Below are 11,496 nucleotides of genomic sequence, written 5' to 3' on the forward strand. Positions count from 1 at the left end.
TTGGGCGCCTCGCTAAGAATGAAACAGGACCTGATGAACCCCGGACCTGACGATTCAGGATCAGGACTCATCCGCAGAATTGCTCGAGGGCTACATCATGAATCATCTATCGCGGACGACGCTCGCAGCCGCTGCCATTTCATTGGGCAGTCTCTCTGCTGGGTTCGCGGCCGATCTCGGACCTCGCCCGGCGGCGGCGATCGCGCCGGCCCTTTACGACTGGAGCGGCGTCTATGTCGGTATGCATGCCGGCTACGGCGGAGGCATGAAGGATTGGACCGGTGTGCTAGGTGCCGATCTCACCGCGAAGGGTTTCCTCGCCGGCGGCCAGATCGGGATCAACAAGCAAATCGGCAGCCTCGTGTTCGGCCTCGAGCTTGACGGATCGTGGGCTGACATTGGTGGCTCGCAGTTGCTTCTCAACGGCGGACCACCCCTTGGATTCCAGACAGAAGCCACCGTCAGGTCGAAGATCAATGGCCTGGTGACGTTTACGGGGCGTGCCGGTTTGGCCGCCGACCGTTGGTTTGTCTACGCAAAGGGCGGCCTTGCAGTCGCGCAGGAAAAGCATTCTTTCAGCTTTAGCAGTTCGAGCTTCGCGCCTCTGGCTCCTTCTACCGAAATGGCCTCAGGCAGCGGCAGCGAGCATCGATGGGCTCCCGTTGTCGGCTTCGGAACGGAGTATGCGTTAGGAAACAACTGGTCGGTCAAGGCCGAGTACAACTACGTCCATCTCGGCACCCGAACGGCGGGACTTACTGGAACGGCGAACGTCAATGGCGTTGTAACTCCCTTGGGTGCGGCCGGCGCATCAATCGAGCAGGCGCTCCATCTCGGCAAGATCGGCGTGAATTATCGTTTTGGCGGAGTTCAGACGGATCCGACTCTTGCGCCGGTCAAGGCCGCGCCGGGATACAACTGGTCGGGAGCCTATGTCGGCGTACAGGGCGGATACGGTTTCGGCCACGCGGAATGGCCCGATCTGTTCAATCCGGCAAATCCCCAAACCGGAAAGTATGATGCAAATGGATGGCTTGCCGGCGGAACTGTCGGGGTCAACGCGCAGGCAGGCACTTTGGTCTTCGGCGTCGAAGGCGAATGGATGTGGACCGGCATCAAAGGCAGTCAGACAACAGTCCTTAATTTTGGTGCGGCCACTCAGACTTTTGACTTCGAGACAAAGATCAATTGGCTTGCGATCGCGGCAGCGCGCGCAGGTTTTGTAACTGCAGACCGCCTGATGGTGTATGGCAAGGCCGGCGTCGCGCTCGCTGACGAAAGGCACACGCTTACCGACACCCGGATCGCTCCAAATCTCGGCGCGGTCTTCAACCTGGAAGCCAAAGCCTTGCACACCGGAGTCGTGGCAGGTGCCGGCGTTGAGTACGCCCTCGGCGGCAACTGGTCGGCCAAATTCGAATACGACTACATCAAGATGCTTGCGCAGAACCTGACGGCGACCGGCGTTCGCAACATCAACGCTCCGCCCATCGTAGGATCGGGCGCTTCTTCCACTCAGTTCGACAAGATGCCGCAGGACCTGCACCTCATCAAGTTCGGCGTGAACTATCACTTCAACCCGACGCCGGTCGCAGTCAGTGCCCGGTACTGATCGGCGCATCGCGAAAAGCCTCAGGTCTTAGTATTTCCTGAACAGACCGGACAAACAAAAGGCCCGCATTCCGCGGGCCTTTTTCGATTGTCCCGGTTACCGCCCCGGCCGAAGCTCCAGGCTTTCCAATCCGGCGGCGATGCTGACGCCGACCTGGCCCTGCAGGCTCAGCGGCTGCAGCGCGATCGAGTTTGCCGAACCGCCGACCAGCACGTTTCCGCCGACGCCGACGCCGAGCGTGGCACTGCCCTGCGCGCCGACATAATCGCCGGAGAGGCCGCCCGGTCCGAGCTGCGCCGACGGCGCGAACACGCCCCAGGCCAGCGCGGATTCCTGGGTGATGCCGAGATCGAGGCCGACTTTGCGGATGGTGGCGACGTAACGGTCTTCCGGCATGCCGTCGGCGCGCAGCACGCAACCGAGATTGGTGACGGATCCGACGATGAAGCCGACGCTGGCGCCGCCGCGGCATTCGAGAATGCCGACCTGCACCCGCGCCACCTGCTGCGCGTTGGCGCCGGCGATCGAAGCGGCCCACAGGCTGATGGCGGCAGCGGCGAGAATGAGGGAGCGACGCATGAAGAAATCTCCGGCTGAAACGATGTGATGCGAGCAGGGAATTGAGAACGGTGCGGGCCAAGGGTGCGCGCTTTTCTATGGCACAGCAACTATTGCCGTGCCAGATTTGGAGCGCGTCGATGCAAATTCCATCGTCATTCCGGGATGGTCCGAAGGACCAGACCTCAGGGGCGCAATTGCGCCCTGGGGAATCTCGAGATTCCGGGTTCGCGCTTTCGCGCGCCCCGGAATGACGGCGCAAAAAAAAGGCCCGCTCTCGCGGGCCTCTTTCACAAGAGTAATCGATCAGCCGCGGCGATGATGCCGGCGGTGGTGACGGCGCGGACCGCCATAGCCTCGGAACGGCTCCAGCTGGATATCGGCAATCCCGGCGGCGACGTTCAGCCCGGTCTGGCCCTGCACGCTGAGCGGCTGCAGCGCGTAGGAATTGGCCGGACCGCCGACGAGGAAGTTGCCACCACCGCCGATACCGACCGACGCGTTGGCGCCGACGCCGCCATAGCTGCCGGCGAGATCGCCGCGGCTGACCCGGCTGTTCGGCGCGTTCACCGCCCAGGCCAATTGTGTCTGCGCGGTGATGCCGAGATCGAGGCCGTAGCGGCGCACGGTGGCAATGTAGGGTTCCGGCCGGCGGCCTTCGCTCTTGAACACGCATTCGAGGCTGGTCACGGAGCCGACGACAAAGCCGACATTCTGGCCGCCCTGGCATTGCAGGACGCCGGCGCGAACCGGCGGTGCCGCATCTGCGCTCGCGATCGGCGTAATCAGCGCCGCGATGGCGATGCCGAAGGTCGTAAGGCGTTTTCCGAAAAGCATGTGTCGTCCCCGCTGGATGAACTGAATGTGTGCGGCGGACAGGAAGGAAGCGCCGTGTTCAAAACATGGCGCTTTGCAAAAAGAAGACTTCAAAACATCATGCAGTCTAAGCGTGATGTGATTTGACACGCCTTTTTTCGGACGTGTTTTCTTTGCGCGTTTTCTTTGACAGAAATTTTGGGACACAAACCGGAACCCGCCCCGCATCATTGGCGGGACAGGCTTCGCTTCAAAACGCGCTATTTTTTCTGACGCGTTTTCTTAACGCGAACCGGATTCCACCCCCCGGATCAAGTCCGAGGGCATGCTTCGCTCGAAAACGCTCTACCGCAAATTACCGCAAAAGCGCTGGATGCGTTTGCAGGCGTCTTCGAGATCGGAAGTCTTGGTGGCGTAGGAGATCCGGAACGCCGGGCCAAGTCCGAACGCGGAACCCTGCACCACGGCAACGCCCTCAGTCTCCAGCAGCTCGGTGACGAAGTCCTCGTCATTCGCGATCACCTTGCCGGACGGCGCAGTCTTGCCGATGGTGCCGGCGCAGGACGGATAGACGTAGAACGCGCCCTCGGGCCGCGGGCATTCGATGCCCTTGGCCTGGTTCAGCATCGACACCGCGAGGTCACGGCGTTCCTTGAACACCTTGTTGTTGGCGGGGATGGAGTCCTGCGGACCGTTGAGCGCCTCGACCGAGGCCCACTGCGAGATCGACGACGGGTTCGAGGTCGATTGCGACTGGATCGTCGCCATCGCCTTGATCAGTTCGGCCGGGCCACCGGCATAGCCGATGCGCCAGCCGGTCATGCAATAGGCCTTCGACACGCCGTTCACCGTCAGCGTGCGGTCGTACAGTTTCGGTTCGATCTGCGCCGGCGTGGTGAACACGAAGTCGTCATAGACCAGGTGCTCGTACATGTCGTCGGTCATCACCCAGACGTGCGGATGCTTCACCAGCACGTCGGTGAGCGCCTTCAACTCGCTGCGCGAGTAGGCCGCGCCGGTCGGGTTCGACGGCGAGCAGAGAATGATCCATTTGGTCTTCGGCGTGATCGCTTTTTCCAGCGCGTCGGGCTGCAGCTTGAAGCCCTGCGCCACGGTGCACACCACGGAGACCGGCACGCCGCCTGCCAGCGCCACCATTTCCGGATAGCTGACCCAATAGGGCGCCGGGATGATGACCTCGTCGCCCGGATTGATGGTCGCCATCAGCGCGTTGTAGAGCACCTGCTTGCCGCCGGTGCCGATGATGACCTGGTTCGGCTTGTAGGTCAGGCCGTTCTCGCGCTGGAACTTGGCGATGATCGCCTCCTTCAGCTCGGGAATACCGTCGACCGCGGTGTACTTGGTCTTGCCGGCCTCGATGGCGTGGATCGCCGCCAGCTTGATGTTGGCGGGCGTGTCGAAATCGGGCTCGCCGGCGCCAAGGCCGATGACGTTGCGGCCGGCCGCTTTCAGCGCGCGTGCTTTATCCGTGACCGCGATCGTCGCGGACGGCTTCACACGGTCGAGCGCAGCGGACAGAAAAGGCATCATCATCTCCTAGGAATGGCATGTGTGGGCACACGTGTGCCCGTTTCGGGAATGATCCGTGATTCCAAATGTTGGGATCGGCGCACCCTAAAGCGCTCAGCGCCGCATCGCAAGAAGCTTGGCCCGAAAGGCTCAAATTTTACGGGGTCGCAGGCTCGATCGGCGCAATATTTGGAAAAATTCTGCGCCGAAATGACTCATATCTGGCCAAGGAAACCGGCGCGGCCGGGACGGACTTGGTGACGGTCTTGGCGACGGTCTTGGACGATGGGCTTGGACGATGGCCTGATCATCCCCGGCCCGCACGCCGCGCCGGGTCTGGCCCTCCGACGCGATCAGGTGCCGCGATGGATTGCTCCGAGGTCAATTCGGAATAGACGTCGATCCATCTCGCAGAGATTTCAAAATCCGCGCCTGCACGTATCGGCAATATCGCGAAAGCTTGAAGCGTTCCGATCACAAATCCCGACCACGTGATCGCTCCGTCGAGGCATGGCGTTCTGTGCGCGTGCAGTGCGGTAGAGGTTTTCGACTTTTTCCATAATGCGGGTCTTGCGACGCACCCCCAACGGCATCATTGTTTAACCGCGTTGCGGCGATCCGCGCGCGACAGACGTCCAACGGATCGATTGAAATTCATACGATGTACAAGCTCTTTTCGATGCAGCGCTCCGGCAACAGCTACAAGGTCCGCCTTGCGCTGTCGCTGCTCAAAGCGCCGTATTGCGCGATCGAAGTCGACATCCTGCGCGGCGAAAGCCGGACGCCGGATTTTCTGGCGATGAACCCGAGCGGACAGGTGCCGCTGCTGGAAGTCGCCGAGGGACGCTACCTCGCCGAGTCCAACGCCATCCTGTGGTACGTCGCCGGCGGCACCTCGCTGGCGCCGGAATCGCGGGTCGAACGCGCCGAGGCGCTGCAGTGGATGTTCTTCGAACAGCACGCGCTGGAGCCCAATCTCGGCGCGGCCTATTTCTGGCTGTCGCTGGTCAAGGGCGGCCGCGACCTTCAGACCCACGCATTGGAGGACTGGATGGAGCGCGGCTACGCCGCGCTTCAGGTGATGGAAAACCATCTCAAGACCCGGGCCTATTTTGCCGCTGACCAGCTCACGGTCGCCGACATCGCGCTGTACGGCTACACCCATGTCGCCGACCGCTGCGACTTTGACCTGGCGACCTTCCCCGCGATCCGCGCCTGGTTGCGGCGGATCGAACAGAACCCCGGTTTCGTGACCATGGACTGGCGGCCGGATGCCGAGGTCGATGATCCCGCCAGCGTCGCCGCCGGAGCTTGAGGCGCGGACGGATTCACGTTCGCTTGAAGAGGCGTCCAAAGGTTAAGGACAGCGGGAATAACGTTAACCTTTGCCGTGATTTCGCCATTTTTGGCACTTTCGCGCCCCAATATTGCCGGCCACAATTGTGAACTTCGCGATGTCGCGGGTGATTCGCCCGCGTCTTGAAGGAATTAGACCCATGATACGGTCGCCCGGCACGGCCGGCTTCGAAAGCCGCCCTGCGCCAGTCGCTTCCGCCCGACTGACCAACGCCATTGCCGCCTCTCTGGCGATCGGTACGCTGTCGCTGTGCCTCGTCGTCACGCTGACAGTGCTCTCGATCAAGGTGACCATGGCCATGCCGATTCCGGCGTGACTCCGGCATTTCCTGTTTGGACTTTTTCCGAGAGCAACGCGCGATGATTGGCATCGCGGGCGGACGAAGATGAAGACACCTGTCGGACTTGTGACCGTGGCGCTGACGGCAGCGATCCTGCTGACCGCGACCTTGGTGATCGCCACCGGCACCCGCGGCGAAGAGACGGAGTTTCCGTCGTCCGCCGGCGGACTCGAAGTGCGCACCTTCGCAAGGGGTCTGGTCAATCCGTGGTCGCTGACGTTCCTGCCCGACGGCAGGATGCTGGTGACCGAACGGCCAGGCCGAATCCGAGTAGTATCCGCGGAAGGGCAGCTGTCGCCGCCGCTCAAGGGCGTGCCCGACGTGTGGGCGTCCGGCCAGGGCGGAATGCTCGACGTCGCGATCGACAAATCCTATGCGCAAAACAAGACGATCTATTTCTGCTTTGCGGAGCGGACCGGCGGCGGCGGCGGCCGCACCGCGATCGCGCGCGCCAAACTCAACGACGGCGGCGGCCGCCTCGACGAAACCAAAATCATCTTCCGCCAGGAAGGGCCGCTGTCGTCGGGCAACCACTATGGCTGCCGCATCGCGCAGGCCGACGACGGCAATTTGTTCGTGACGCTGGGTGACCACGGTTCACATCGCGAGCAGGCCCAGGACCTCGGCAATCATCTCGGCAAGGTGATCCGGATCGCACCGGATGGATCGGCCGCCGCCGGCAACCCGTTCATCGGCCGCGCCGGTGCCAAGCCGGAAATCTGGAGTTACGGCCACCGCAACGGACAGGGCCTCGCGATCAACCCGGCGTCGGGCGACGTCTGGGAAGTCGAGCACGGCCCACGCGGCGGCGACGAGCTCAACATCATCAGGACGGCAAAGAATTACGGCTGGCCGGTGATCGGCTTCGGCCTCGAATACAGCGGCGGCAAGATCCATGAAAGCACCGCCAAAGACGGCATGGAGCAGCCGGTCAAATACTGGGTGCCGTCGATCTCCCCATCCGGCATGCTGTTCTATACCGGCAAGCTGTTTCCAAAATGGTCCGGCAGCCTGTTCGTCGGCGCGCTGTCCGGCAGCATGCTGGTGCGGCTGTCGCTGAACGGCAACGGCGTCGCGGGCGAAGAGCGCCTGCTGCAAAATCTGCACGAGCGGATTCGCGACGTCAGGCAAGGCCCGGACGGCGCCCTGTGGCTGCTGACCGACAGCTCCAACGGACGGATCCTGCGGGTGACGCCCTCTGCAAAGTGACTAGAGCCTTTTCCGTTCCGATGGAATCGGAACGGGTCCCTAGATTCTTGTTTTGACGCGTTTTCTTGACGCGAACCGGTATCCACTTCGCTGGAAAACGCTCTATACGCCCAAACGCGGATGAACGCGTGAACGGGAAGCTGCGACCAAAGGCAAGGTCCAACAGTTTTCGGACACGCAACGCATGAACCGGCGCCAGTTTGTTTTCGTCATGTCGGGAGCCCTGACACTGCTCGCCGCCACGCGGCCCGGCCGCGCCGAATGCGGCGGCCTTAGCGTCAGGGAATTCGTCGAAACCACCTATTACAAGCAGGCGCGCCTGAACGCCGCCAAGACCCCGCTTGGCAACGACGCCTTCCACGCGCTGTTCTCGCCCGGCATGCGCCGGTTGATGCAGGCGCCGCGGCAATATCCGAAGAACCAGACGATCGGCCCGCTGCTCAACGCCTTCTTCGGCTGGGGCGTGCTGCCGGGCGCCGAAATCAAGGTCGGCAAGGTCGAACACCATTCCGGCGACGAGATGGGGCCGGCCACCATCCGCGTCGAGATCGAGCATCGCGGCCAGCCGCACCGGATCCTGGTTCACGTCATCGGCCCGGACGACGATTGGCGCATCGCCAACATCATCTATGATTCCGGCAAGAGCCTGCTCGATCACTACCGCTCGATCACCGGTCTTTGAGAGTTAGCCCCATTTGTGAAAAATCAAAAACGCCCCGCCGGCGATCAAGAGAAAACCCAGAGCGTGATTCCAGGCCAGCGGCTCCTTCAGATACAGCGTCGAAAATGCCGCGAACACGACCAGCGTGATCACTTCCTGCATGGTCTTGAGCTGGGCTGCCGAATAGACCGCGCTGCCCCAGCGGTTGGCCGGCACCGCCAGCCAGTATTCGAAAAACGCGATCCCCCAACTCGCCAGAATGATCAGCACCAGCGGGCTTTGCTTGAATTTGAGATGGCCGTACCAGGCAAAGGTCATGAAGACGTTGGAGGCAAACAGCATCAATATCGGCAGGATCTGCGGGGAGACGGTCGGCATCATGTCCTCATGAATTACGTGCGCTAACAAGCGGGCACGGAGCCCGGTTCCAGCCGTTTCGCATAGCATTTGAATTCAAAAACGCGAAAGCTTTGCGCAGGCAGTCAACCCTGTCTTAATGAAAGAAAAAGAAAACCCGCCGCAAAACGAAACATCCGTCACACTGCGTGCCTTATTCTCGACGCAACGGGAACGGCCTCAAACGGCCGCTCGATCAACGCCTTGGGAGGCAGCGAGAACCGGCATGTTCGACTGGCGCGCCATCTCCGGTCCAGCTCTGACGACAGCGACGGCGCTCGCCGCCTTCCTGGTCGACCGTTATGTCATTGCGGTCCCGAACCCCGCACCGCTGTTCGTCTGCATCGTGGCATTGGCCAGTTCCATCAGCGGGCTCGCCTCCGGCCTGACCAGCGCCGCGATTGCCGTCGTGTCCTCGGCGCTGTTCTTCCTCAACCATCGCGCCGTGCCGGGCTATGACGCCTCCGACCTGATGCGCATGCTGCTGCTGGCGGCGACCGCGGTCGGAACCGCTGTGATCACCGGCCTGCTGCGGCAAAAATGGATCGACGCCTTCGCCTGGGAGCAGAAGCACCATGCCACCGCGATGCGGCTGTCGGCCGCGCTCGACCAGGTCGATATCGGAATCGTGCTGCTCGATTCCGACACCCGCGCCGAATTCATCAACCGTGCCTTTCGCGACTATTTTTCGCTGTCCGACGAGCAGGCCGACGCCAAGCCGCCGTTCATCGCGCTGATGTATCACGGCCGCGACACCGGCGCCTACGAGTTGCCGGAAGACGAATTGAGCCTCTTCATCGCGCAGCGCACCGAGATGATGCGGGCCGGCGATTCCACGCCGATCAACATCAAGATGGCTGACGGGCAGGTATTGCGCTTTTCCTGCACGGCGCTGCCCGATGGCGGGCGCATGCTGAGCTATACGCCGGTCACCGACCTCGTCCGCCATACCGACGACATCGGCAATGCCGACTACTACCGTTCGCTGCGCGGCGGCGGCGAACGCAGCCTGGCGCGGCACCTGCGCGCCGCCGAATAGCAGCAGCGACGCGGCAAAGCCTCTGCCCCGATTGATCCGTCGCGGTGGCGCCTGTAGGCTGGCGCTATCAGCCAGCGCGTCGACGACGCCGCTCCCTTCCCGAATGGAATCAAACATGCCCGGCGATGTAACGATTCGTTTTGTCACGAGACAGGACTACGCAAAATGGCTGCCTTTGTGGGACGGCTATAACGCGTTCTACGAGCGGACGGGACCGACCGCGCTCGATCCCGCCATCACCGCGATGACCTGGGCGCGCTTCTTCGATGCCTACGAGCCGGTGCACGCTTTGGTCGCCGAACGCGACGGCGAACTGCTCGGGCTGGCGCATTATCTGCTTCACCGCTCAACCACCGCGATCGAGCCGACGTTCTACATGCAGGATCTGTTCACCAGCGAAGCCGCGCGCGGCAAGGGTGTCGGCCGCGCGCTGATCAACGGCGTCTACGAACAGGCTAGGCTCGCCGGATCGCCGCGCGTGTACTGGTTCACCTACAACACAAATCACACCGCGATGCAGCTTTACGACAAGGTGGCGGAGAAGACCGGGATTGTCGTCTATCGCAAGGTGTTCTGAACAGCCTGTGGATAAATCCAGATGTCACCGGGGCGTAACAAAGCCCGGTTAGGTTGCGCCTGCGTTTGATCAGGCCCCCCGTCTCGGATCACGCGCCCCCAGCGGCCCCCGTCAGTCGCCGCGTCTGACCGGGGCCGCATCTTTTTTCGCAGCACTTTCATACCCTTTACGCCGAGCTACGCCGGAACTGCTGCTCAGGCATGCCGTGCGCGGTCAGACCGCATCTTGCGGGCTGAGGGGGGCGCGGGCCACAATGCGGCCTCCTCGCCCCACCCCACAGGATCTCCCATGCAAATTCGCAATCTCGGCGGCTCCGGCCTGCGCGTTTCCGCCGTCGGCCTCGGCTGCAACAATTTCGGCCAGCGCACCGACCTCGAAACATCGCGCAAGGTGATCCACAAGGCGATCGACCTTGGCATCACCCTGTTCGACACCGCCGACATCTATGCCGGGATGGGCGGCTCCGAGACCGTGCTCGGCACCGTGCTCGGCGACCGCCGCAAGGACATCGTGCTGGCGACGAAATATTCCAAGCCGATGAGCACGGACGGCACCAAGCAGGGCGCTTCGCGCCGCTACATCATGTCCGCGGTCGAGGCCAGCCTGACACGGCTGAAGACCGACTACATCGATCTCTACCAGCAGCACGATTACGATCCCTTGACGCCGATCGAGGAGACCATGCGCGCGCTCGACGATCTCGTCCGCCAGGGCAAGGTCCGCTACATCGGCAATTCGAATTTTCCGGCCTGGCGCATCGCCGAGGCCGAACTGGTCGCGCGGCAGATGAACGTCAACCGCTTCGTCTCCTGCCAGGACGAATACAGCCTCGTGGTGCGCGACATCGAAAAGGATCTGTTGCCGGCCGCGAAGGAATACAAGCTCGGCCTGCTGCCGTTCTTCCCGCTGGCAAGCGGCTTGCTCACCGGTAAATACAAGCGCGGCGCCGCCGCGCCCGACGACACGCGTTTTGCAAAAGCCCCCGCGCTCAAGGAGCGTTACGTCACGCCGCGTAATGAAGACATCGTCGAGAAGCTGCAGGCCTTCGCCGACAAGAGCGGCCATACCATGCTCGAGCTCGCCTTCTCCTGGCTCGCCTCGCACCCGCAAGTCTCCAGCGTCATCGCCGGCGCCACCCGCGTCGAACAGGTCGAGCAGAACGTGAAAGCGATCAGCTGGCAGTTGAGCGCGCAGGAGCTCGCGGAGATCGACGCGATTACGAAGGGGTAGGGGAGGCAACATAAACGGTGTCGTCCCGGCGAACGCCGGGACCCATACGCCGCGGCCGTTATTGTTGCAGAAGGTCGCTAACGCCGGCGATCTCACCGATGGGCCGCGGCGTATGGGTCGTAAGTCTCGGTGCCTCGATTAAGATGGGGCGATCGAGGCGGGCGTTGCGGG

General features: G+C 62.4%; 12 protein-coding genes. 8 read left to right on the top strand and 4 right to left on the bottom strand.

Going from position 1 to position 11,496, the window contains the following annotated elements; all coding sequences use genetic code 11:
* Positions 1 to 97: 97 nt before the first annotated feature.
* On the top strand, positions 98 to 1,612 hold the full coding sequence (locus JQ597_RS30865) for an outer membrane protein (RefSeq protein ID WP_212269243.1): 1,515 nt from the start codon (positions 98 to 100) through the stop codon (positions 1,610 to 1,612).
* 96 nt (positions 1,613 to 1,708) lie between these two features.
* Here the strand turns inward: JQ597_RS30865 and JQ597_RS30870 are convergent, their stop codons facing one another.
* The 3 genes from JQ597_RS30870 to JQ597_RS30880 form a co-directional block, all read right to left on the bottom strand.
* Positions 1,709 to 2,191, bottom strand: coding sequence for a DUF992 domain-containing protein (locus tag JQ597_RS30870; RefSeq protein WP_212269244.1), 483 nt, complete (start codon positions 2,189 to 2,191; stop codon positions 1,709 to 1,711).
* Positions 2,192 to 2,476: 285 nt separating this feature from the next.
* Positions 2,477 to 3,007, bottom strand: a complete 531-nt coding sequence (locus JQ597_RS30875) for a DUF992 domain-containing protein (RefSeq protein ID WP_212269245.1) — start codon at positions 3,005 to 3,007, stop codon at positions 2,477 to 2,479.
* A 324-nt stretch (positions 3,008 to 3,331) separates the two neighbouring features.
* On the bottom strand, positions 3,332 to 4,534 hold the full coding sequence (locus tag JQ597_RS30880; RefSeq protein WP_212269246.1) for a pyridoxal phosphate-dependent aminotransferase: 1,203 nt from the start codon (positions 4,532 to 4,534) through the stop codon (positions 3,332 to 3,334).
* 643 nt (positions 4,535 to 5,177) lie between these two features.
* On the opposite strand from JQ597_RS30880, the gene JQ597_RS30885 reads away from it, so the two are divergent.
* The 4 genes from JQ597_RS30885 to JQ597_RS30900 all read left to right on the top strand — a co-directional run bounded on the left by JQ597_RS30885 (position 5,178) and on the right by JQ597_RS30900 (position 8,104).
* On the top strand, positions 5,178 to 5,831 hold the full coding sequence (locus tag JQ597_RS30885; RefSeq protein ID WP_212269247.1) for a glutathione S-transferase family protein: 654 nt from the start codon (positions 5,178 to 5,180) through the stop codon (positions 5,829 to 5,831).
* Positions 5,832 to 6,012: 181 nt separating this feature from the next.
* The gene (locus JQ597_RS30890) at positions 6,013 to 6,189 is read left to right on the top strand and encodes a hypothetical protein (RefSeq protein WP_212269248.1); all 177 of its coding nucleotides are present in this window, start codon (positions 6,013 to 6,015) and stop codon (positions 6,187 to 6,189) included.
* Positions 6,190 to 6,258: 69 nt separating this feature from the next.
* Positions 6,259 to 7,422 (top strand): PQQ-dependent sugar dehydrogenase, encoded by a 1,164-nt coding sequence (locus JQ597_RS30895; protein ID WP_212269249.1) that lies wholly within the window; start codon positions 6,259 to 6,261, stop codon positions 7,420 to 7,422.
* 184 nt (positions 7,423 to 7,606) lie between these two features.
* Positions 7,607 to 8,104 (top strand): hypothetical protein, encoded by a 498-nt coding sequence (locus tag JQ597_RS30900; protein ID WP_212269250.1) that lies wholly within the window; start codon positions 7,607 to 7,609, stop codon positions 8,102 to 8,104.
* A 3-nt stretch (positions 8,105 to 8,107) separates the two neighbouring features.
* On the opposite strand, the gene JQ597_RS30905 is transcribed toward JQ597_RS30900, so the two are convergent.
* Positions 8,108 to 8,461: a DMT family protein gene (locus tag JQ597_RS30905; RefSeq protein ID WP_212034284.1), complete on the bottom strand. Its 354-nt coding sequence runs from the start codon at positions 8,459 to 8,461 to the stop codon at positions 8,108 to 8,110.
* Between the two features lie 244 nt (positions 8,462 to 8,705).
* Here JQ597_RS30905 and JQ597_RS30910 point away from each other — a divergent pair, with 244 nt between their 5' ends.
* The 3 genes from JQ597_RS30910 (at position 8,706) to JQ597_RS30920 (ending at position 11,325) form a co-directional block, all read left to right on the top strand.
* Positions 8,706 to 9,518, top strand: a complete 813-nt coding sequence (locus JQ597_RS30910) for a PAS domain-containing protein (protein ID WP_212269251.1) — start codon at positions 8,706 to 8,708, stop codon at positions 9,516 to 9,518.
* Between the two features lie 115 nt (positions 9,519 to 9,633).
* The gene (locus JQ597_RS30915; RefSeq protein ID WP_212269252.1) at positions 9,634 to 10,095 is read left to right on the top strand and encodes a GNAT family N-acetyltransferase; all 462 of its coding nucleotides are present in this window, start codon (positions 9,634 to 9,636) and stop codon (positions 10,093 to 10,095) included.
* Positions 10,096 to 10,383: 288 nt separating this feature from the next.
* Entirely contained in the window at positions 10,384 to 11,325 is a 942-nt protein-coding gene (locus tag JQ597_RS30920; RefSeq protein ID WP_212269253.1) for an aldo/keto reductase, read from the top strand.
* The last annotated feature ends 171 nt before the right edge of the window (positions 11,326 to 11,496 follow it).

The organism is Bradyrhizobium sp. AUGA SZCCT0177 (assembly GCF_018130125.1).
Classification (GTDB): Bacteria; Pseudomonadota; Alphaproteobacteria; order Rhizobiales; family Xanthobacteraceae; genus Bradyrhizobium.